Source organism: Thorsellia anophelis DSM 18579, assembly GCF_900111395.1.
Classification (GTDB): Bacteria; Pseudomonadota; Gammaproteobacteria; order Enterobacterales; family Thorselliaceae; genus Thorsellia; species Thorsellia anophelis.
Window position 1 is genome coordinate 73,433 of sequence record NZ_FOHV01000012.1, and the last position, 22,435, is coordinate 95,867.

The following is a 22,435-nucleotide window of genomic DNA, read 5'->3' on the forward strand; positions in this document are numbered from 1 at the left end:
TTACCCACTATTTCCATCAGAATTTTAGTTACTCATGTTAACTCAATGAACATGAGTGTAATGACTAAAACACTATGATTTAGATCCTTAAAGTAGATCTACTTTTGTTCAAGGTTAAATATTACCAAGCTTAACTATCAAATGGATAATTAATCTACAAGGAGAAAAAAATGATTAATCACAACTTAAATATCGATGTTACTACATACTTAAAGCTATTTAACCATGTTAATTTACTACAACTTAAATATTCAAAATTATTACCAGTAAGGATGGACTTTAGCTTTAACAAAGGCTCTAGCCTTGGTCAACAAAGAAACAGTGATTTTATTTTTAGAGAAATGTATGCATTAATGCAATATTTATTGGAGGATGAGGTAATTGTTGCTTATCAATGGGTTCCTGAATATGCAATTGATACAGGACTTCATTATCATAGTGTGATGTATATCAATGCGCACCGTTTTGTAAGTGCGCATATCGCTTGTACTAGAGCTATTGAAATTTGGCATTACATTACAGGTGGTGAAGGAAGGCATTTTGACTGTGACTTAGAAAGATATCGTTATAAAAGACCCTTAACTATGTTGCATTATTCAAAAGCGAGTGAATATCAAACGCTACTCTATGCAATCAGCTACTTAGCAAAAAAAGACCAAAAATTCTTAAATTTGAACCATGAACCTTTTGTTGTTTTAAGTGATGTTCCAGAACCCTCCTTAAGAGGTAGACCAAGGGCTAATAGAAATGCTAATTTACATAGTTATTTGCCAGTATCCATCAGTCAACATTTGGCTCATTCAAAATCATTTTGAGCGCTTTGATAGTAGTCTTGGCTATTCAGTAGGATTGTAATAGCGTAATGATTTAATCTTACTGGTTTGTTAATCGTATAAAATCACATATTGGCAATATGTTCTCAATTGAAATTCTTCGTTCTAATTTTCCAGTTTGGTAAATCGAATAATACTTAGACCTATATCACTGTAGAGGTAGTCTTATCAGTGTATGGCATGTTCTACCAGTAAAATTTAACCAAAGGAGAATATATTATGTCGAGTACCAATCAGCAATTTAGTGAATTATTAGATTATTTATTTGATAAAGCAAAAGACGGATTAGGTGCATTTGAATCTGCATCAGTTTTAGCTCAATCATATAGGAATGATTACAATAACATCAATGATGCTATTGAAGCTTTAATTCGCAATGAAACGTGGAAAGCCACTTGTTCTGGTTTTATCTCTGGTTTAGGGGGATGGTTTACCTCCATCGTCCTATTACCTACAAACTTGGTCAGTGTATTGTTTATTCAAATTCGTTTAGTAGCAACTATCGCAATACTAAAAGGACACGATATTACTAGCTTTAATACTAAATGGATCATACTTGGCTGTCTGTGTGGGAACTTATTAAGCAGTTTACTGAAAAACAAATCAATAAGTTTGTTTGCAGGCAAAGTGGGCGTTGTTGCAATTAACAATCTAAATAAACTTGTAATTAAACAGCTATCTACCAAGCTAATAGTTCAATCAACTAGTAGCTTTACTAAGTTTATACCAATCTTAGGTGGTGTTATCAGTGGAGGGATGGATTACTATGCTACCAAAGGGATTGGTGAAACAGCAGTAACGATTTTTAGTGGCAGGTAATTTTTTACTCAACGTCTGTACAGTCACAATTTAAATTGTAGAGGTGAATGCCTAACGCATGATTGGGATTGGCAATCATCCTCTTATTGAAATTATTATCAGGTTAGTTTAAGTTAACATAAACAGTATGGCTAAAAGAGTCAACACAAAAAAGTTAAACGCCTTGAGGCTACAGATTACAATTCTCTATTCATTACCTCAATGACTATTGAGTGAATTTAGTATCAAATACCGTCCTTATCGGAGTTTTCTGAAACACTGTTATGTAGGTCGCTAATATCATTTAAATTAGCACGTGTCGAAAAATCAGTATTCACAAAGGAATCGATATCAAAGTTATTATCATCAATATCTTTAGGTGATTGTTTGCCCGTTGCGCTTGTTGTAGGCTTTACATACTGAAAAGTAGTTTTACTCATAAGCACCTCAATTTAATTTTGTGTGATAAGACTAAAGCTGATAAAGTCAAATAAACCTTAGTGTTTGCTTACTTTTTGGGGTATCAAATTGGTTAACGAAATTCTAGAATGCATCATTATTTGAACTAAAATTACAGGGTTATAAGGAGTCGACCAATTAGATCACCATTAGGTGATCTTTCTAGATGGATGTTTATTTTTTAGCCCTTCTCTTTTACTTACTGAAAATAAGAGCCCGACACCATGGCTACATTATAAACCGTTACATTCATCCCAATTATACCAATTTTTCATGATGACTGATAACCCTGTGGTCTCTATGAAATCAACATGATTAACAACAATAAAATCATTCTTACTAACACTTGTAAGTGCTTTATACAGGCGTTCGATATTCTGCCATTGCTCAAAAGTATTATAGTCAATCCCACTAATATTTACATTTTCAGGCCACTGCCCGTTGATAGTAATCGATGGCCCTGATTCTTTTACCATTGGGCACCAAATTTGAAATTCACCTGTTTGAAAAACAGCTTTGATTGTCTCCTGATTAGGTTGACTCCATAGTGTCTGATTGCTTTCTTCAATAACTTCTCCCAAGCATGATTTGTCATAATCAAGTTTGGACATTATTTCAGGTAGATTATCAGCTTTAACTACATAACTACCGAATTTTAAAGTATCACTAGGTTTGGCTTGTGATAATAATTTCCAAGGCTTAGCTAAGTTTGACAAACTATGTTCAACTCCATTAATTGCCACAATTGGATAATTGAATTCGCCATTTGAAATTGATGGGCCTTCTGTGTAATTGCAAGTAATATAAACTTTGGTATTAATATCATTATTCATAATAGTTAATCCATTGTTTTGCGGTATCATTTCCCATTGTGCTGAAGCACTTAGGGAAATTAGTCCAAGTGTAACAACTGATATGCGTTTAATCATTTGATTGTCCTAAATTGAAGTGAGCTAAACTAAGATTAGCTAATTAACGATTTTATTATTTACAAAACAGAAACAACACTTGTATCTGGTTGGCATTGATTTCATAATTTGTGGCAGTATTTAACTATCTGTATTTTTTTACCGAGTATAAATGTAATACTTGACCTAAGCGCCATTTGCTATCTGAGGTTAGATTACAGAATTTCAACCCAAGATATTGATAATTAAAAATTAGTTTATTTAAAAATGAATGGGATTTCAATAAATCTGTGTTGAATGATACGACTCACATAACCCATAAAGTTATAAAATCATTTTATAAAATCTTTACAACACCATATCATTTTCATCCCCGCAACACTTGAAAATATTACTGTTCCCAACGAGAATACCTAGGATCTGCACTACTAGATTGCGCTAAAAATGCAAGCTCCTCTTTCGTAAAAAAGATTTCAGCATTCACTAATCCAATAGATTCAGCGGTAATTTTTGACAATGAGCGTCTAATATTAGCTCTGTCATCTTTATCATAGGTAACGCCTAATTTATCTCCACCATCTACATGGTAAACTTTATAACCAAATTCAGTATATTTCCAAGTGACAGGTTGACCATCTTTATCCTTCATGGAAAAAGTTACATCAGCAGTACAATTGTGAACATTCGTTGCATCATCTTCAATCAACCAAGTAACGACATTGTCAAATTTCAAATCAATCGTATCCGTTTGTGCTAAGTACAATTCATTTACATCGTGGCCTAATTTTCGGTTGAATCCACCTTTTTTAAGCCGATCTTCACTGTTCAAAAACCTTGCATAATACGTATCAGGATCATTACTTAAAATCCATTGAGCATTAACGCCTTTCGTTAATGCTCTGTGAAGCAATTCAGGCAATTGTTCACTATTACATCTAACTAGCTCTTCTTTTTTACAGCCTGAAATAATCATTGTGGTAGCTATAATTGTACAGATTGTTACTAACTTCATATTCACTCCAATCATGGTTAAAAAAAGAATTTCATTAAGACAGTCATAGCGTGTAGTTCAAAACACACGCTATGACTGAACATTTTTCGTTTATTAATCAAATTACCAAAATTTAAATTTAGACAAGGCTTGACTGATGATTTTGCCACTTAAAGCACCTAACAATGGCTTAACATAAGGTTCGGCTTCTTCCCAAATATCACCTGCAAACTCCTTAATATGATCCCAAAACCCTTTATCAGCTTTTTTCTGAGTCTCTTCAGTTATATTTTCGTCAGCTGCTTCACGTGTGAATGATTTCTTTTTCTTATTAGGTAATACTTCAACAATCCTAGTAACTAAACTACTTAAGTTATAATTTTTATAGTCACCAGTTTCTTCATCAAGAACAATGGCTACACTGATAACATCTTCGAGTGCCACATCGAATTCAGCGACAACCCTTTCTTTAACGCTATTGATATTTATTATCTGTTTTTCATTTGGCTGCATCTTTTCAAAGCAAAATTTTGAACTTGGATTGACTTTATCTGATTGAGTTAATGCAAAAACTATTGGGCAAGATTTGAGTTCACATGTTAGTTCTTTATATGCATCAATCGCTTGTTTCCATGCTCTTGAATCGGCTTTAATAGCCCAAATCAAAATATCGAATTCAGGAATATGCTTTTTATATAAATCAACATATTCATCGTGCCATTCTGGGCTCTCACCTATGCCAGGTAAATCTGTGATTTCAAATTTGCCCTTATCGGTCTGTATCAATTTAGTTTGGGCTTCACGGGTACACCCTTGACCACCACCTGATGTGGGGAATACTTCCCTGCCAAATAAAGCATTGCAAAGACTTGATTTACCTATACCAGAGTCACCTACTATCCCAATCTTTGGTGTATAAGAGAAAGTTGATTTGACTTCTTCTAATATTTTCCAAATTCCTGCATTTGTAGAATTTTCACGCTTATTCATCAACTCTTCAAACAACTTATCAAAAAAACTATCACCGCTACTTTTACTACTCACTTCATCTTTCATATCTTCGCCTTCTTGTTTGAATGGAAGCTCGTCTTTTGAATCATTTAGTTTAAATTTCATTTTATCCTCACATAAAAATTTTTGATTATTAAATTAACTGTATTACAAACTTCTAACATAACACTCTTCTGATAGTATTACCTTCTGATTTATAGTCAGTACCCACTTGCTAGTTATTACATTAATTTACTATACATCATTAACAATACGCCGTAAATGACGTAGATTAATTTTATCGACTAGATAATGATTTCGCCATGAAAAGAATATCAGCAAATCACGATTCAGACGGTGTATTAGTTCTCCTTGGCAATGCCGTCCGTAACAGACGAAAAGAACTTAAAATTAGCCAAGAAGAACTTGCCGCCCTAGCTGGTATAGAGCGCGCGCATATGGGTAGAATTGAACGCGGTGAGCGTAACGTCACTATTCTTAATGTCATCAAAATCGCAAATGCCTTTAAATGCAGGCCTTCAGAATTACTAGCTGATGCAGATTTGTGACGTCGTCACGTTTGAATACTATTTAAGATATAAACAAACTCACTCATAACGCTAAGTCAAGGAAGCTGCTTAGCTAATTGATAGTATAGTCAACCATGACGACAAATAATGTCACCAGCATGATAGATTTGTAAATTACGATTTATTAAGTACTTAGATAAGAATTGCAAAGTAAAAAACGACTCTAGCAACGTTATGAACCAATACGGCACTGAAACTACAACAAAACCTCACCTTCAAGCTATCACCATTAATTAACAAAATTCCCAATTATAGTGCGCAAATTTTTGGCAAAAAGATTTACTTTATCAAGTAAACACATAATTACATTTTTCCAATTTCGTGATAGGATATCGGGTAATTATAGTAGTCATCAGTGAAGCGGTTAAAAGCAGTTCTTTCTGAAGCTAATTTCGCCTAAATTTGTAAAACAAATCAAACAAACTTCTAGTTAGTTATGCGGTAGCTTTTCCTGAATAATACCTAGGCTGTTGTTAAGCAAAGCTGTCACTGAATGAATTCAACTTATATACCCCATGAAACGTTGTTTAGCTTATTCGTGTTAGTCAATTTTTATTAGTTAGTGTTGATGAAATATTCTTGATTGCCTTGTTAGAGAAATTGCTAGTATCTATACTTTCTAGTACAGTTCAAAGATTCAAAAACGTATTAATAAATAGCATATAAGTTGTAAGCTTTAGATTCGCTATTGCTAAATTTGCGTTCTAAGAAAAAATTTTGGGGTTAACAAATCATAACTATGGTATTTATGCAATTTTATTATCTTTGGGTAATCATCTGTATTTTTAAATACTTTTACGTGATTTGATTTTATGACGCGACAAAAAATACCAAGGGTAGTAATCAATAAGCGTAAAACACATGATGATTAGATAAATCACGCATAAATTCCAAACAACTACGTGACTTGTTTCAGGTGTATGTAGGGCTAGAAAGATATTTTAAAGTTAAATTAAATCTAATTTAGTAACAGGATAGGAAAAATTATGACGAGCACACAACAACGAGCTGAACTTTAGCGCCAAATTTGGCAAATCGCCAATGATGTTCGAGGCTCTTTAGATGGTTTGGATTTTAAACAGTATGTATTAGGGATGCTGTTTTATCGGTTTATCAGTGAGAACTTTGCGATCTATTGCAGGTGGCTATGAGGCTTGTGAATATGCAAAGATGAATGATAAGGATATTGCAGAACACGTTCGCGAGATTGGCATTAATGAAAAAGGCTACTTTATGTATCCCAGCCAACTTTTTGTCAATGTTGCACTTATTATGTTATACCAGCGGTGAAACCTATTTATGAAATTTAATGAAGATTCTCGTGTGAAAATCCCGACTATTTTGCATCTGATGCGTTTAGGCTATCAATATCTCTCTTTATCCGAACAAACTTGGGATTTAGATACCAACATCTTCCCTGAATTGTTTACGACGGCAATTAGCAAACTCAATCCAGAATTATCCTCTGATGAAATTACACGTCAGCTCGAATCCCTCAAAAGCTTGCTCAATTATGAAGATCTGGGTGAAGCCTTTTATAAAAAGATCACGGAACGCGGAACAATAAAACTGATTGATTTTGAAAACTTTCACCGTAATAGTTTGCACGTTGTTACTGAATTACCCTGCAAAAATGGTGATGATGAATTTCGCCCAGATATCACGCTGTTAGTAAATGGATTACCGCTTGTCTTTATTGAAGTGAAAAAACCGAATAATCGTGACGGGATTATTGCGGAGCATGAACGCATTAATACGCGCTTTAGCAATAAAAGGTTTAGACGTTTTGCCAATATCACACAGTTGATGATCTTCTCAAACAATATGGAATATGACGACGGCGATCCTGAACCGATACAAGGTGCATTTTATGCAACCAGCGCATATAGCAATCTGACTTTTAATTACTTCCGAGAAGAAGAACAGTTCGATCTCACTGCTATTTTGAAATCCATTTCAGATGAAAATGAGCTACGCGTACTAAAAGACAATAATCTTGAAGTGATCCGACACAATCCTGAGTTCCTGACCAATAAAGAACCGCATAGGCCGACTAATCGTATTTGTACCTCGTTATTAAGCCCTGATCGTCTAGCATTTGTTTTACGTTACGCACTGGTTTACGTCAGAGAAACGTTTGGTGTACAAAAACATGTCATGCGTTACCCGCAAATCTTTGCGACTAAAGCGATTGAACGCACGCTCAATAATGATGTTCGCAAAGGAATTATTTGGCATACACAAGGCAGCGGTAAAACCGCACTGACGTTTTATAACGTACGTTATTTGACAGATTATTTTCAGCAACGAAACATTATTCCGAAATTCTATTTTATTGTGGATAGAATCGATCTGCTTGAACAAGCGCAGAGAGAATTTACCGCGCGCGGATTACGTGTTCATGTTGTGGATTCTCGCGAAGCGTTTACCAAAGATATTAAATCCACTCAAGTGATTCATAATGATGCAGGCGCGATAGAGATTACGGTCGTTAATATCCAAAAATTTGCTGATGATCCCCATGTCGTTCAGTCAACCGATTACAATTTGAGTTTACAGCGCATCTATTTTTTAGATGAAGTCCACCGCAGTTATAACCCCAAAGGCAGTTTTCTAGCCAATCTCAGTGAATCAGACAAAAACGCAATCAAAATTGGCTTAACTGGCACGCCATTACTGGGCGATGAATACAATTCACGTTCACTGTTTGGTGATTACATACATAAATACTATTACAACGCTTCGATTGCGGATGGCTACACGCTTCGTTTGATTCGTGAAGAGATTTCAACCCAATATAAACTGCAATTACAGCAGGCTTTGCAAGATGCTGAAGTGAAAATGGGCGATGTGGATAAGCGGAAGATTTACGCACACCCTAGTTTTGTTACCCCGATGCTTGACTATATATTGGATGATTTTGTGAAAAGTCGGCAAACACTCAATGATAATTCGATTGGTGCAATGGTGATTTGTGACAGTGCCGATCAAGCCAAACAGATGTTTGAGATATTCAACGATAAAAAGGCATCAACTGTCCAACGAATCAAATCGGGCGCGTTAATTTTGCATGATATAGGCTCGAAACAGGAACGTAAACATTGGGTTGAAGAGTTTAAAGCTGGCAAAATTGATATTTTGTTTGTCTATAACATGCTGTTAACAGGGTTTGATGCAAAACGCCTGAAAAAACTCTATCTTGGCAGAGTGATCCGCAATCATGGTTTATTACAAGCCTTAACACGCGTGAACCGCACTTACAAAGATTTCCGTTATGGTTATGTCGTCGATTTTGCGGATATTCGTAAAGAGTTTGATGAAACCAACAAAGCCTATTTTGACGAGTTGCAATCTGAATTAGGCGATGAATTTGAACACTATTCCAGTTTATTCAAATCATCTGAAGAGATTGCACAAGAGATCGAACAGATCAAGGATATGCTCTTTCGGTTTAATACCGAAAATATGGAAGAGTTCTCCGAACAGATTAATCAAATTGCTGATCGCACAACAATTATTGCCCTCAAAAAAGTGCTGGCTGATGCAAGAAGTCTCTACAATATTATTCGAACACAAGGTCACTATGAATTTCTAGGCGATTTAGATTTCAAACGTTTAAATATCTTGTATCGCGAAACCAGTAATCATCTTGAATTGTTAAATTTAAAAGAGAATATCGAAAACGGTAATGAGACCGCTAATTTACTGAATCGTGCCTTAGAGGATGTGATTTTCAAGTTTGAAAAAATTAACGAAGAAGAGTTAGTTATCGCAGATGAACTGAAGAATACCTTAAGACAGACTCGTGAAGCACTACAACGAAATATTGATCAAGACGATCCGAAGTTTCTGACCCTAAAAGAAGAACTTGAACGTATCTTTAAAAATCGTAAATTAAGCGAAATCTCCCAAGGTGCTATGAAAGAGAATATTATTCTGCTCAATAAAATTCACGAGCAAGTAAAAGTCCTCAATCGTGAGAATGAAATGCTACGCAAGAAGTATCAAGGTGATGAAAAGTACACCCGAATCCATAAACGTTTACAAGAACGCCATACGCAAGTTGGCGGTATTACTGATTCAGAGCGTAAGATAGCGGAAGCATTGTTAGGTATCAAAAATGAGATTGATGAGAAAGTGCTCAATAACACTGAAATTATTAATAATGAAAGCTATTTCGAACGCCAAGTTAGGCCAGTGATGTTCACCCATTTTGAAGATAACCAGAAGATTGATTTAACCGCCGAAAGCGCAAAATATATTAATCATTTAGTGGTCACTGAATATTTAAAACAATACGGTGCGTATACGTAACACTGGAGATTTTGCAAGAAAGCAGAAGATCTATCACTGAATTTCATATTGGTTGCTGTAGGTTGCGTTAGCGAAGCGTAATGCAACAATCCAAGGTTATTTGAGGTAATTGAAATTGCTTATGACCGAATTTCTCACTAGAATAAACAGTGTGAGAGTGATTGACAATTTAAATTAAACATATTTTAAAACACAAGAAAAAAGGAAAGTCGTTTGAACCAGTTAGCCAGTACCGTAAAACCCGAACAAGATTTTAAAGAAAAGACGACTAAGTTAATTGATAGCTTAAAGGCCATTTGTGCTAACTTTGGATTAGGCAATGATGGCAATGAGTTTAAGATCATTACGCAGCTATTTTTGTATAAATTTTTAAATGATAAATTCGCGGCAGAAGCGAAAAAACAGTTCCCAGACGTGACGAACGCTAAAGAGTGGGAAGCCAAAATTGATTCATTAAGCGATGCCGAATTTGAAAAAATGACCATGCGGATGAATCCTAATACCGCAACATTAAAACCGATTCATTTTATAAGTACGCTTTATCAACTGCAAAACACAGAAAATTTTGCTCAACGTTTTGATGACACCTTGGCAGATATCGCAGCAATTAACCAAGATGTGTTCGCAGTCAAAACCGATGGTGGCGCTAAAATTGTGTTATTTGATCGATTAAGTGAATACATTGCCGATCCCACCAAACGTGACGAATTTTGTAAGGCCGCGATCAATAAGTTAATTGATTTTAGTTTTGAGCATATCTTCGAACAGAAGTTTGATTTTTATGCCATGATTTTTGAATACTTAATCAAAGATTACAACAGCAATTCTGGTGGTAAATACGCCGAATATTTTACTCCTCACGCTGTGGCAAGAATTATGGCTGAAATTCTCGTTCCAAAATCCGTTCGTGGTGAAATCCGTAATGCAACCTGTTACGATCCCTCCGCAGGTTCAGGCACCTTATTGATGAACGTGGCACACGCAATTGGTGAAGATCGTTGCACGATTTTCACGCAAGATATTTCCCAAAAATCGTCTAATCTATTGCGCTTAAATTTGATTCTAAATAATTTGGTACATTCCATTCCGAATGTAATCCAAGGTAATACCTTATTACATCCTTTTCATCGTGATGGCAACACATGGAAGCAGTTCGATTATATCGTTTCCAATCCACCCTTTAAGTTAGATTTCAGCGATATTCATAAATCGTTAGAAGCCAAAGCGTACCAAACACGATTTTTTGCAGGCGTACCCAAAGTACCTAAATCCAAAAAAGACAGCATGGCGATTTATCAGCTCTTTTTGCAACATATTATCGTTTCCCTCAAACCTACTGGCAAAGCCGCCATCGTTGTGCCAACGGGTTTTATTACCGCACAATCAGGAATTGATCGCAGTATTCGCGAACATTTAGTTAATAATAAGATATTAGCTGGCGTGGTTTCGATGCCGTCTAATATCTTCGCTACAACGGGAACAAATGTATCAATTTTGTTTATTGATGCGTCTAATAAGTCGGATGTGGTATTAATTGATGCCTCAAATTTAGGGGAAAAAGTCAAAGAAGGTAAAAACCAAAAGACCGTACTTTCCGATGACGAGGAACAACAAATTATTAATGCGTTTAATCAAAAGACTGCGATTGAAGATTTTTCCGTTGTCGTCAGCTACGAAGAGATCGCTGCTAAAAACTACAGCCTTAGCGCAGGTCAATATTTTGATGTCAAAATCGAATATGTCGATATTACCCCCGAAGAGTTCCAACAAAAGATGCAAACATTCACCCAAAATCTCGATGACCTTTTTAGTCAATCACACGAACTAGAAGCAGAGATTAAAAAACAATTGGCGGGGTTGAGGTATGAGTAGTTTAGAGATTTGTGAATTAGGAGATTTAATTGAATTTCAGAGAGGTTATGATTTACCTAAATCATCGTTTATACAAGGAAAATATCCAGTTCAATCTTCTAATGGAATTTTGGGTTACCACAATGAATATAAAGTTAAAGGTCCAGGAATCACAATAGGACGAAGTGGTACAGTTGGGATACCACATCTCATAAAGAAAAATTTTTTCCCTCACAATACTGTTTTATTTATAAAAGACTTTAAAGGCAATGATATTGATTATATTTACTATCTTCTTAAGAGTTTGAATCTTATTGAAATGAAGACTGGTTCTGGCGTGCCCACAATGAATAGAAATCATCTGCACCCATTAAAAATCAAAGCAATAAGAAAATTAGAAGAGCAACGTAGCATTGCTTGGGTTTTATCATTGCTAGATCAAAAAATTGAACTCAATAATAAAATCAATAAAGAACTTGAAACTATGGCAAAAACACTTTATGACTATTGGTTTGTACAATTTGATTTCCCTGATGAAAACGGTAAACCCTATAAATCTTCTGGCGGCAAAATGGAATATAACTCAATCCTAAAAAGAGAGATTCCGTTAGGTTGGGAGGTTAAAAAAATTAAAGATATTGCAAAAACGGCTTCGGGCGGAACTCCTTTAAGTTCTAAATCCGAATACTATCAAGGCGGAAATATTCCTTGGATTAATAGTGGGGAAGTAAATTCTTCTTTTATTATTTCCACAAAAAACTATATCACTGATCTTGGATTAAACAATTCTAATGCAAAAATATTTGATAAAAATACTATTTTAATCGCAATGTATGGTGCTACCGCTGGTAAAGTGAGCTTCATTGATTTTCCTGCAAGTACTAATCAAGCAATTTGTGCTATTAATCCACACGAAAAAGAATTTCAGATATATTTAAAAATTCATTTAGAAAAACTATATAAATATCTTGTGAACTTGAGTTCTGGTTCAGCTAGAGATAATTTATCACAAGAAAAAATAAATTCTATTGATGTGATATGTCCAAATAAAAACATAATATCTGAGTTTAATAATCTTTGCCAAAATTTGATGATTAGTATTTTAATTAACATGAAGCAAAACAAAAAGCTAAACCAAACACGAGATTGGCTATTGCCAATGTTGATGAATGGGCAGGTTAAAATTGATTAAGCAATACTCAGGTGATAAAATTTAATTTGAGACATTCTAAGAGCATTCAAGTGATATAAGTGCTGTAATATAAAATTTAAACATGGTTGAATTATATGCAAAACAACACAAATTTTTTATTTTTAGCGCCTAAAGATGATTTAGGCAAGAGTATTTATACTGAATCTTTAGACTTTGCACTAAAAGAGCGTAATGTAAAAAATATCGTAGTTACTGGGAGTTATGGTTCAGGTAAAAGCTCAATAATTCATGCTTATATTAAAAATAAAGAGTGTGCTTTAAAAAATGTTGTTTTAGTTTCTTTAGCTAGTTTTAATACTAAACAAAAACATAAAGTTGACAATAAAATACAGGAAAATGAAAAAAATGAAATTTTCAGCACTTTTAATAGTACCGGACAGGTAAATAAATATTTAGATAATTTATAAAAAGATGTATTAAATGATGATGAAATCCTAGAGAACAAAATTGAAGTAAATATTTTACAACAAATAATTTCTAGTGTTCCTAAAAGAAACTTACCACTATCTAAAATATCCAGAATAGATGCAAGTAGTTGGTGTAATAAAATATATTGAATATTAACACTATTAACAACGTTGTTATTTATACTCTTAAACCATACCCTTACCCATAAGTATCATTTTCGAAATAGATTGAATATTTATTATTAATACATGATTGATTTTTGCACTAAAATAGCCTTGCTACATAGTATTACTAACCAGTCTTTTTCTTAATTTAATTACCCAAATATCATTTCATTACCTTTGTATATTTAAAAACAATAACTTAAACCCAACGCGAAAGCAAATAAACTTGTGGATAAGGATATGAACTATAGTGCTGGCACTCAAAGATCTTATTTGCACACACAATTCCCTAAATTGACCATCCCAGTTACTTTTCAGACTAGATTTCTAAAAGATCATTATGAATATTGCCAAGCCACGGGTTCTGAATTTCTAGATTTTCGTGAGGCAGCTAATCGATTTAGTGGAAATAAATTTGCATTTGATGAAGCAGGTAAGGCTGCTTTGTCTAATATTTCAATTAGTGCACAACTTTATGACGTAATACTTACTGATGAAGTTCAAGATTTTCACCAAGCTTTTTGAGGATCTATTATAAGATGCTAAAATCACCTAAGAGAATAGATTATGCTTATGATGAGCGACAAAATCTTTCAGGAACCTCACTACCACCTCCAGAAGAGATATTTGGTAATGATAATAGTAAATCATTAATAACTTTTGAGAATGATAGAAGACGTGAGTTTATCTTACAGAAATATTATCGAAACTCTCGTCCAGTTTTAATTACTGCTCAAAGTCTTGGTTTCGGTATTTATATAGACATTCCTCAGAATAATGGTACTGGCCTAGTCCAAATGTTTGATTAAGCAGCACTATGGGAAAAAATTTGATATAATGTCAGAAGTGGTAAATTAACAAAAGGGGAACCAGTGGCTATGGATGCACAATAACGAAAGCTCACGGAAATGCTACCTAAATTTAAATTAACAAACTCTCTATTTTTAAACAGAGTTAAAAATGGAGGCATAACATAATCAGGACTACTAGTGAAAGATCGCAGTGCCCATTCTACGATAAAAGGTTATTTTTATCAATTTGATAAAACAATATTAAAGTTGCTTGAAGCAGCAGCTGATGATACTATTGTGGTTGAAGGAATTGAGGATATAGATATTATAGATGAAAATTCAAGTACTTTTATACAGTGTAAATACTATGAATCTACAAAATACAACCATTCGATAATTAAAACATCTGTAATACAAATGCTTACACATTTCCTTGCATCTAGTTATAATATTGATAAAATATTAAATTATAATATTTATGGTTACTTCAAGGAAGGCCAGCATAAACTACCATCCATTTTGACTATTGATTTTTTTAAAAAAAACTTTTTAACTTATAAAGAAAATGGATTAGAAAATAAAATTCACGAAAAATTACAAATACATGATTATCAGTTGACTGATTTTCTCAATCGATTTAATATTAATATTTACGCACTATCTTACGAAGAGCAACAGAAAAAAATAGAAGAGCTCTTAGTGAGCAAAATTCCCGAATGCACTCCTATTGATGCAAGATTATTTTATTACCCAAATGCAATCAATACGATACAGAAATTAGCGACTCACCCCAATAAAAAATCTCGAACTATTACAAATAAGGTTTTTATTAATTCAATAAATAGTAAAGATGTAATTTTTAACAATTGGTTAAAGATAAAATTTGGTGAAGAATATTATGCAAAGTATTTATTCAAAAAATATTTCAAACCTAATGGAACAAAAATGAATAAATTTTCTAGATTTTTTATATTTGATTTTTCTAATAGCACTAGCCCAGAAAAAATTTCTAGTACTCTTTATAAAATAGGTCATTACTTTTCTCATAAAGAACATAGAAACACACCACAAGACGATCGATTTTGCCCTTACATATTAATTAGAGGAATTAAGGAATATGATTTAATTGCAATAAAGCAAAATCTTTATAAACAAAACTTTCTGTTTAATGATGGATATCCTTTTAAAGGTTCAGAATTTTCGGTTAAATCAATCACCATGGCTCCTACTGCAGATCAACTTTGGAAAATTAAATTTATCCCTTCTGAAGATTATTTATTATCAACAATTAATGCTATTTCTGACTCAGCGGTCGAAATATATGATTTCTATGAAAATGCTCCATTAGATACAAATTATACTAAAGGGCGTACGCACTATAAAATACAAACTATTAATCCATTTTTAATCGAAGAGATTATTAAATCATGAATAATTTTAACTCTAGTAACGCAGAAGTTATTGCTGTTTTCCCTAATATGATAAGAATTTCTGTGAATGACATTTTAAAATTCTCGGATGGTAAAAGCATAAATGTTGGATCATATTTGAGAATTACTGATATAGAACATTGTGCCCTTATCGCAATAATTGAAAACTTCAGCATAGAGGCCATTGATAATAAGAGAAAATATATCATAGAAGCACTACCGCTTGGCATCATAGAAGATGGTGTATTTATCCGTGGAGGTGATACATTAACTATTCCACCGACTGGAGTTGAATTAGCTTCAGAAACCGAAATAAAAAAAATATTTGAAGAATCCGTACACAATATTAATAAATTTGAATTCAGCACGCTTTTATCCAATCCAAGAATTAATGTTCCTGTAAATGGGGATCGTTTTTTTAATAAGCACTTAGCGGTAGTTGGTTCAACAGGTTCAGGCAAATCTCATACGATAACAAAGATCATTCAATCTGCTATTGATTCTAAAGCTGAAAAAAATACTTTAAATAATTCCCACATCGTTATTTTTGATCTCCACTCAGAATATCTATCCGCCTTTCCAAAAGCAAATTTATTAAATTCTAATAACTTAGTTCTACCTTATTGGCTTTTAAATAGCGAAGAACTTGAAGAAATATTATTGGATACGGGTGAACGTGATAACTATAATCAATCAGCTATTTTTAGAATGTTAGTTACAGAAAATAAAAAGCTAAAAAACCCAAATGCTAAACTTGTTTATTACGATAGCCCTTTATATTTTGATATTAATGAAGTGCTTAATGCGCTTTACAATATTAAAAATGAAACTGTGAATGCTAAAAATGAGAATAGATATATGATTATAGATGAATCATATGAAATTGCCACCGATGGTAAGGTAGTGCATACTGATGGACTTGAACTCAGCCAAAAACAACGAATTGATAAATATTTTCAGAGTAGGCTAGACTTTTATCCTACTAAATCTCAACATATCACTTCAGGTAGTTATGCTGATAAATCACTGGACAAATTTATCTCTAGATTTGAGTCGAAAATAAATCAAGACAGACTAGATTTTCTTTTCGGACCAGCAATAAAATCTGCCACTTTTGAGTCGACATTACAAAATTTGCTTGGATATTTAGAAGAAAAATCAAATGTTACTATAATAGATTTAAGCGGTGTGCCTTTCGAAGTTCTTAGTATTACGGTCTCGTTAATATCTCGTTTGCTATTTGAATATGGTTATATTTATAAAGTAATTAGAACAAAGGCTGGAGAACAATTTAACACTGATACTCCACTTCTTTTGGTATATGAAGAAGCTCATCAATATGTCCCCAAAAGTGATCTTGTTAAATTTAGAGCTTCAAAATTATCTATTGAACGTATAGCTAAGGAAGGTAGAAAGTACGGTGTAACACTATTACTATCAAGCCAAAGACCGTCTGAAATTTCTGAAACAATATTTTCACAATGTAGCACATTTCTTGCTATGCGCCTTACAAATCCAACAGATCAAAATTATGTTTCACGCCTACTACCAGATACTTTAGGTAATCTAACAGCAAAATTGCCAACGTTAGGTGCAGGTGAAGCTTTACTAATTGGTGAAGCGGTAATAATGCCTTCTCTTATAAAAATCAAACGCTGTCATCCAGAGCCATCATCCAACGACATCCCTTATTTTCAATTATGGAAAAACAAGTGGAAAAATATTGATTTTGGAACCCTGACTAAGGCTTGGCTTAAAGAATCGTAATTGATTGTGCATTTGAACCATTTTAGTGATTAATGTCACGTAAAACTTTGATATATTGTTATAAGATTTATGTGTATTACTCCGTCTGATTTTAAGTTATCTGATAATATTTTCGAAACAAAATTACTTTTTTTATGTAAATCCCTAAAAAACCAACCGTAGTAATATTTCATTGTGAATGATTCTATGTTGTTAAATTTTTTAATATTATAAGAGAGCTTTGCATAAGTATATAAATTATCATCACATAGAAAAAGTGGTGTAAATCCATACTCAAAAGCTGTTATTTTGCATATATTTTGTTTATTTTTGAACCACAACCTGATTGCTAAATATGCGAGTTAAAAATTCTTACAGAAATCCAAAGGTATCTATAAGACGTTACTAAAATTAACTAATCAAAAACAATACTATTATACATATTTTTGCTTTACTTTTAGAATACAGGAGGTACTTAAACTGAAAAATATATCTTAATTTTTTTGTCATACCTCTTGTCTATTAACTCATTTCTCATTATAATGGATTCTAACCTTTTAGCGAATATGAAGTAAGCTTTGTTACTTCTTGTCAGGCGTTTCGCCAGACTAAATCTTATTGATTTTATTTAGCTTGCGTTGGAGCTGTTTTGCCTATCCTTCGCTAGCTTCGGATAGGCAAAACAGCTCCAACGCTATCCTAAAGTAAAAGGTTCTTAATTTAATCGTTATATCAATCCTTTATATAAGATCCAACCTCTATCAAAATGTCTAAAAATTATGAAGAATGCTTAATTGATATTTATGAACTCTTCGACTATACAAAGTTTACCGTTTTACATGATGAGCATAAAATTTTTTTATGTGGTGGACTCGTTAGGGATATAGGTAGCCCGCAAACAAGTTTTAGAGGAGTTTTTCATCAAAAATATAGTAATAATAGCGTAAACTTTATTCTTGCTGAGGAATTCAAGGATTATGATACCATTGGAAAATATAAAGACTTATTTGTTTTTGAAAATGATATAGCTCACTTTTCATCACTTATATTAATTTTTTTAGAAAGTCCTGGTTCTTTAGTTGAACTTGGTTTATTCTGTGCGAATAAAGCTTTTTATAAAAAAATTGTTGTGATTATACCCACCATGCATTATTCAAATCAAAACTCATTCATTTGTTTAGGGCCCCTCCAATTTCTCAAAGGCATAAATCCTGATTCAGTTTTAACTTTTCCTTGGAATATCAAAAAAAATGAATTACCTGATGATCATATCATAACTACTTTTCAAGATGATTTTAATCTTATTTTAGCTAAACTACCTAAAACAACTAATTTTGATAAAAATAATAATGCCCACTTGTGTATTTTAATCTATGAAATAATATCTTTAGGCTCTCCAATATCAATTTCTGAAATAGAATTATCGATCATGGCCTTAAAGTTAGATATAGAAACAAATAAACTATATAATTTTCTCTATTTACTTAAAAAATTTAGATATATAGATAATCACTATTACAGCTCAACAACTTATTACTACCCACTTAAGAAAACCAATAATCTAATTAAATTTGGCACAGGATCAAATGGTACTAAGTATGATAGAGTAAAATTAACAGTAAGGCTAAAAATGACATATACAGATAAAAAAACTGATTCTCAAAGAAAAAGATACACTGTTGCTAATAATATCAATCAAAGCCAAAGTTAACTAAAATGAACATAGAAAAATATTTAAGTGAAAATTTATCAATAAACATATCTGCGTTGCATTCATTTTCCAGGACAGCACCACATCGCTATAAAGTTTATTCAATACCAAAGCGTAATTCAAAAGGTGAGAGAATAATTGCTCACCCATCTAAAGAATTAAAATTCATTCAAAAAATGATAATAAAAAAATTAACAGATATTCTTCCTCTTCACGAATCAGTAATCTCTTATAGAAAAAAAAAGAGCATTGTAAACAACGTCATACCGCACTTAAACTCTTCATTTCTTTTAAAGATTGACCTAAAAGATTTCTTCCCTTCTATTGAACCTGACTTATTTTTCGAACAGTGCAAATTATTAGATATCCATTTTTCTGATAATGACAAAAAACTTCTGACTGGCTTTTTATTTTGGCGTAACAGGAAATCCTCAAAACTCCAGCTTAGCATTGGAGCACCAAGTTCACCATTAATCTCAAACTTTATATTATACCGTTTTGACGATCGCATTACTAAATTATGCGCATCTTATAATGTTAATTATACCCGTTATGCAGATGACTTATCTTTTTCCACCATTAGTAATAGCATTTTGTTAAAACTATCAGAAGAAATTTCTGCTATGTTACAAGAAATTTTTCAAGGTAGATTTTTAATTAATCATGAAAAAACTATTTTTTCATCTAAGGCATCAAATCGACATATAACAGGGATAACTATTACAAATAGTGGAGAAATGAGCTTAGGAAGAAATTTTAAACGCAATATATCTGCTTGCATTCACAAATTCACTTTAAATCAGCTCCCCCAGGAAGAATTGCTCAAATTAAAAGGACATCTGTCATTTTTTAAACATGTAGAACCCTATTTTATTTTGAGAATGGAATCAAAATATGGCAAACATATACTGGATAAAATTCGCAAATCGCAATAAAATAAGTGGAATAATCACATGTTGGTATATTTGTTGGTATAACCCTAAAAACCATTATTAAAAACATTAAAATGAATCTGTTAAATATACTTCAAGTCCCGTCTTCGTACCAATTGACTAAAAACACAAATCAGGCCGCTAAGTAAAGCTTTTTTATGCATTTAACAATCTAAACCAAAAACTTAAGCTAATTTTGTAATGTAATACCTCTATTTTTAACTAAAATTAAAAATAGAAAATTATTTCTTATAGATTACAGTTCTGTGGTAATTCATATAATCTTTTTGTTTATTATTTAGATCAATGTGGAAATTAGTTGCACCTAATAATAAAAATAATTGTTCGTTAGTCAATAATTTGGATTTTAATAGCTCACCATTTGTGCCAAAGGAAATATATCCTGTATCAAATAATGAATCAGCGTTTGCTGTTAAGAGTAAACCATTGTCAACGTCTAATTTCTCATAGTTATCAGAATCTCTCCAAGGTTTTATGTGAGAGGCCCTAAGGACAGTTTCAAATGCAATTCCTGTTAAACAACATTTACCCCCCCATTTTTTTAATAAATTTGCACGAAACGAACCTTGCCCAATTCTAGCTTTTATAAGACTTTCTTTTTCAGTTATCGAGAGTTTGCTATTTTCAATCTTAGAAGCCTCAATATCATTAATTAAGCTATCAGCTTCATTTAAAACCAAAAATTTTCTATCATTTTTATTAGCAACAATGCCTAGACTTTTACAATAATCAAAAAAGTAGTTATCTATTAAATTATTTTTTTTATCAATTTTGTTTAATACGGAGATTATTTTAAAATTTGTTTTTCTTCCATCTAATTCATTTCTTATAGGGATATATATGCTTAACTTATTATTTTTATATCCTACGAATTTTGATGGGGAAAATTGCAACCGGCTATTATATGTACTAACTACGAATGAATGTCCTTTTTTTACTAAATCTATAGCATCTTCATTACCAGCTAATATCTGTTTTTGTAATTCTTTAATATTTACTTTTAAATCTTCATATGTATCAATTAATTTCATTCAAACTATCTCCTAAAAAATTTATTACTCGCTCTCTAATTATATAATAAGAGAGCTTTGAATTAGTGTTAAATCTATCATTTGGTAAATCAAAAATCTATTTTGTTAAAGATAGGTTTTTGAAAAAATTTTTTAACGTTTTTTTGGCCTTTTTTTGGAAAAAAATTTGATTCTTCCTCTTTTTAACGAAAAATGCCAGCATTTCTTCCCTTTTTGACACTTAAGCCAAAATTTAGGCGTAGTCAGCCTGTGATTGTTCTAATTCTTTTTTTAATTGTGGTCGCTCTTTTGAGATTTAATGCTATGCAACGCATGGAAAAGCTTAAAGCATTTCTCTTTAGGCTTTTATATCTAGCTTGCCCCATCCCTAGATGCATTTTACTTAGCCCATAGATACTTTCTACTCGGCTTCTTATTCCCTACAGACTCGGTTAAATGCCTTGTCTTCTGTTGTTAACGGTTTATTGCGATAGGCTCGCTTTAATATTTATTTTCAATACCTTTCGATTCTAGTTGTTTTGCTGTTTTCTTGCTTGAATAAGCACTATCAGCATAAACCTATACTTCATTACCTGTCAGTAATTCCTCAAAGACTTGTAAATCATGTAATTTATCTGTGCTAACGACTACTTGAATCAAAAAGTCCATCTTCATCTCAGGCAATATGGCCTTTAAAACAATAGAACGTTTTCATTTTGCCGTCTGAGCCTATTTTCACATTATAACTTGCGTCCTTATCTTGTGTATTTTTCCATGTTTTGTTTTTAATAGGGCTATTGTTCAGTGCTTTTATCACTGTCGCATCTATGATACTGACCGAACCTTTCTGTACTGTTATAGATTGCTCGGCAAGTTATTGATTGATACTATCGAATATCACATTGATTAAATTCGCCTTATGTAACGCGATGCTCGACTTTTTTGTTGCATAATTTGGAGGGAGATGGCATAACTTACAACTAATTAAGAGACGAATCAAAATTAGGAGTAAAATCATGCCATCATTAGTAGATTATATCATCTATACTTTTATTAAAATAGACGATAGCTTAAATAAAATACTGGAAGAATACGATAGACCTCTTAGAGCAAGAGGGTTCAAGCCAAAGCTTTCAGATAGCGAAGTCATTACAATGGAGCTCATTGGTGAATTATTTGGCATTGATAGTACGGTAGGGATTTGGAGATACTTTAACAAGCATTGGACTCACTTATTTCCAAATCTCTCTTCCCGTAGTCAATTTGCCAAACAGT

Annotated in this window: 18 protein-coding genes and 2 pseudogenes; 15 read left to right on the forward strand and 5 right to left on the reverse strand. The window is 32.7% G+C overall.

From position 1 onward, the window contains the following. Nucleotides 1-170 precede the first annotated feature (170 nt). Both BMW37_RS08820 and BMW37_RS08825 read left to right on the forward strand, forming a co-directional pair. Nucleotides 171-815, forward strand: coding sequence for a hypothetical protein (locus BMW37_RS08820; protein ID WP_093319839.1), 645 nt, complete (start codon nt 171-173; stop codon nt 813-815). Nucleotides 816-1,052: 237 nt separating this feature from the next. Beyond that, nucleotides 1,053-1,652: an EcsC family protein gene (locus BMW37_RS08825; RefSeq protein WP_093319841.1), complete on the forward strand. Its 600-nt coding sequence runs from the start codon at nt 1,053-1,055 to the stop codon at nt 1,650-1,652. Between the two features lie 224 nt (nt 1,653-1,876). Here the strand turns inward: BMW37_RS08825 and BMW37_RS08830 are convergent, their stop codons facing one another. The 4 genes from BMW37_RS08830 to BMW37_RS08845 form a co-directional block, all read right to left on the reverse strand. After that, complete coding sequence (locus BMW37_RS08830; protein WP_093319844.1) at nt 1,877-2,071, reverse strand: hypothetical protein; 195 nt, start codon at nt 2,069-2,071, stop codon at nt 1,877-1,879. A gap of 252 nt (nt 2,072-2,323) precedes the next feature. Next, nucleotides 2,324-3,019 (reverse strand): hypothetical protein, encoded by a 696-nt coding sequence (locus BMW37_RS08835; protein WP_093319846.1) that lies wholly within the window; start codon nt 3,017-3,019, stop codon nt 2,324-2,326. Nucleotides 3,020-3,389: 370 nt separating this feature from the next. Then, entirely contained in the window at nt 3,390-4,010 is a 621-nt protein-coding gene (locus BMW37_RS08840) for a hypothetical protein (protein WP_093319849.1), read from the reverse strand. Between the two features lie 102 nt (nt 4,011-4,112). Continuing rightward, complete coding sequence (locus BMW37_RS08845; protein WP_093319851.1) at nt 4,113-5,105, reverse strand: GTPase family protein; 993 nt, start codon at nt 5,103-5,105, stop codon at nt 4,113-4,115. A 197-nt stretch (nt 5,106-5,302) separates the two neighbouring features. Here BMW37_RS08845 and BMW37_RS08850 point away from each other — a divergent pair, with 197 nt between their 5' ends. The 12 genes and pseudogenes from BMW37_RS08850 to BMW37_RS08905 all read left to right on the forward strand — a co-directional run bounded on the left by BMW37_RS08850 (nt 5,303) and on the right by BMW37_RS08905 (nt 20,132). Next, a complete protein-coding gene (locus tag BMW37_RS08850; RefSeq protein ID WP_093319854.1) occupies nt 5,303-5,548 on the forward strand; it encodes a helix-turn-helix domain-containing protein in 246 nt (81 codons plus the stop codon). 1,046 nt (nt 5,549-6,594) lie between these two features. Next, nucleotides 6,595-6,705, forward strand: a pseudogene (locus BMW37_RS15950) (type I restriction-modification system subunit M N-terminal domain-containing protein); the annotation flags it as partial. A 163-nt stretch (nt 6,706-6,868) separates the two neighbouring features. Next, nucleotides 6,869-9,883, forward strand: a complete 3,015-nt coding sequence (locus BMW37_RS08860) for a type I restriction endonuclease subunit R (RefSeq protein ID WP_093319856.1) — start codon at nt 6,869-6,871, stop codon at nt 9,881-9,883. A gap of 213 nt (nt 9,884-10,096) precedes the next feature. Further along, nucleotides 10,097-11,755: an HsdM family class I SAM-dependent methyltransferase gene (locus BMW37_RS08865; RefSeq protein ID WP_093319859.1), complete on the forward strand. Its 1,659-nt coding sequence runs from the start codon at nt 10,097-10,099 to the stop codon at nt 11,753-11,755. Further along, the gene (locus tag BMW37_RS08870; RefSeq protein WP_093319861.1) at nt 11,748-12,926 is read left to right on the forward strand and encodes a restriction endonuclease subunit S; all 1,179 of its coding nucleotides are present in this window, start codon (nt 11,748-11,750) and stop codon (nt 12,924-12,926) included. Before BMW37_RS08865 ends, BMW37_RS08870 begins: the two co-directional genes overlap by 8 nt. A 95-nt stretch (nt 12,927-13,021) precedes the next feature. After that, nucleotides 13,022-13,354: a YobI family P-loop NTPase gene (locus BMW37_RS08875; RefSeq protein WP_093319864.1), complete on the forward strand. Its 333-nt coding sequence runs from the start codon at nt 13,022-13,024 to the stop codon at nt 13,352-13,354. A 405-nt stretch (nt 13,355-13,759) separates the two neighbouring features. Continuing rightward, on the forward strand, nt 13,760-14,044 hold the full coding sequence (locus BMW37_RS08880) for a hypothetical protein (protein ID WP_093319866.1): 285 nt from the start codon (nt 13,760-13,762) through the stop codon (nt 14,042-14,044). Between the two features lie 14 nt (nt 14,045-14,058). Then, nucleotides 14,059-14,328 (forward strand): hypothetical protein, encoded by a 270-nt coding sequence (locus tag BMW37_RS08885; protein WP_093319868.1) that lies wholly within the window; start codon nt 14,059-14,061, stop codon nt 14,326-14,328. Nucleotides 14,329-14,508: 180 nt separating this feature from the next. Continuing rightward, a complete protein-coding gene (locus BMW37_RS08890) occupies nt 14,509-15,741 on the forward strand; it encodes a DUF4297 family anti-phage-associated protein (protein ID WP_093319871.1) in 1,233 nt (410 codons plus the stop codon). Beyond that, a complete protein-coding gene (herA, locus tag BMW37_RS08895; protein WP_093319875.1) occupies nt 15,738-17,507 on the forward strand; it encodes an anti-phage-associated helicase HerA in 1,770 nt (589 codons plus the stop codon). Before BMW37_RS08890 ends, herA begins: the two co-directional genes overlap by 4 nt. A 745-nt stretch (nt 17,508-18,252) precedes the next feature. Beyond that, nucleotides 18,253-19,197 (forward strand): retron St85 family effector protein, encoded by a 945-nt coding sequence (locus BMW37_RS08900; protein WP_093319878.1) that lies wholly within the window; start codon nt 18,253-18,255, stop codon nt 19,195-19,197. A 5-nt stretch (nt 19,198-19,202) separates the two neighbouring features. Beyond that, entirely contained in the window at nt 19,203-20,132 is a 930-nt protein-coding gene (locus BMW37_RS08905; protein ID WP_093319881.1) for a retron St85 family RNA-directed DNA polymerase, read from the forward strand. Nucleotides 20,133-20,371: 239 nt separating this feature from the next. On the opposite strand, the gene BMW37_RS08910 is transcribed toward BMW37_RS08905, so the two are convergent. Then, on the reverse strand, nt 20,372-21,181 hold the full coding sequence (locus BMW37_RS08910) for an HNH endonuclease (RefSeq protein ID WP_093319884.1): 810 nt from the start codon (nt 21,179-21,181) through the stop codon (nt 20,372-20,374). Between the two features lie 995 nt (nt 21,182-22,176). Between BMW37_RS08910 and BMW37_RS08915 the strand changes: the two are divergent. Continuing rightward, nucleotides 22,177-22,435 (forward strand): annotated as a pseudogene (locus BMW37_RS08915) (IS982 family transposase); the annotation flags it as partial.

Excerpts from the sequence above, each read along its gene's own strand:
- BMW37_RS08820 (WP_093319839.1), top strand. The coding sequence starts at position 171 with ATGATTAATCACAACTTAAATATCGATGTTACTACATACTTAAAGCTA.
- BMW37_RS08825 (WP_093319841.1), top strand. The coding sequence starts at position 1,053 with ATGTCGAGTACCAATCAGCAATTTAGTGAATTATTAGATTATTTATTT.
- BMW37_RS08830 (WP_093319844.1), bottom strand. The coding sequence starts at position 2,071 with ATGAGTAAAACTACTTTTCAGTATGTAAAGCCTACAACAAGCGCAACG.
- BMW37_RS08835 (WP_093319846.1), bottom strand. The coding sequence starts at position 3,019 with ATGATTAAACGCATATCAGTTGTTACACTTGGACTAATTTCCCTAAGT.
- BMW37_RS08840 (WP_093319849.1), bottom strand. The coding sequence starts at position 4,010 with ATGAAGTTAGTAACAATCTGTACAATTATAGCTACCACAATGATTATT.
- BMW37_RS08845 (WP_093319851.1), bottom strand. The coding sequence starts at position 5,105 with ATGAAATTTAAACTAAATGATTCAAAAGACGAGCTTCCATTCAAACAA.
- BMW37_RS08850 (WP_093319854.1), top strand. The coding sequence starts at position 5,303 with ATGAAAAGAATATCAGCAAATCACGATTCAGACGGTGTATTAGTTCTC.
- BMW37_RS08860 (WP_093319856.1), top strand. The coding sequence starts at position 6,869 with ATGAAATTTAATGAAGATTCTCGTGTGAAAATCCCGACTATTTTGCAT.
- BMW37_RS08870 (WP_093319861.1), top strand. The coding sequence starts at position 11,748 with ATGAGTAGTTTAGAGATTTGTGAATTAGGAGATTTAATTGAATTTCAG.
- BMW37_RS08875 (WP_093319864.1), top strand. The coding sequence starts at position 13,022 with ATGCAAAACAACACAAATTTTTTATTTTTAGCGCCTAAAGATGATTTA.
- BMW37_RS08880 (WP_093319866.1), top strand. The coding sequence starts at position 13,760 with ATGAACTATAGTGCTGGCACTCAAAGATCTTATTTGCACACACAATTC.
- BMW37_RS08885 (WP_093319868.1), top strand. The coding sequence starts at position 14,059 with ATGCTAAAATCACCTAAGAGAATAGATTATGCTTATGATGAGCGACAA.
- herA (WP_093319875.1), top strand. The coding sequence starts at position 15,738 with ATGAATAATTTTAACTCTAGTAACGCAGAAGTTATTGCTGTTTTCCCT.
- BMW37_RS08900 (WP_093319878.1), top strand. The coding sequence starts at position 18,253 with ATGTCTAAAAATTATGAAGAATGCTTAATTGATATTTATGAACTCTTC.
- BMW37_RS08905 (WP_093319881.1), top strand. The coding sequence starts at position 19,203 with ATGAACATAGAAAAATATTTAAGTGAAAATTTATCAATAAACATATCT.
- BMW37_RS08910 (WP_093319884.1), bottom strand. The coding sequence starts at position 21,181 with ATGAAATTAATTGATACATATGAAGATTTAAAAGTAAATATTAAAGAA.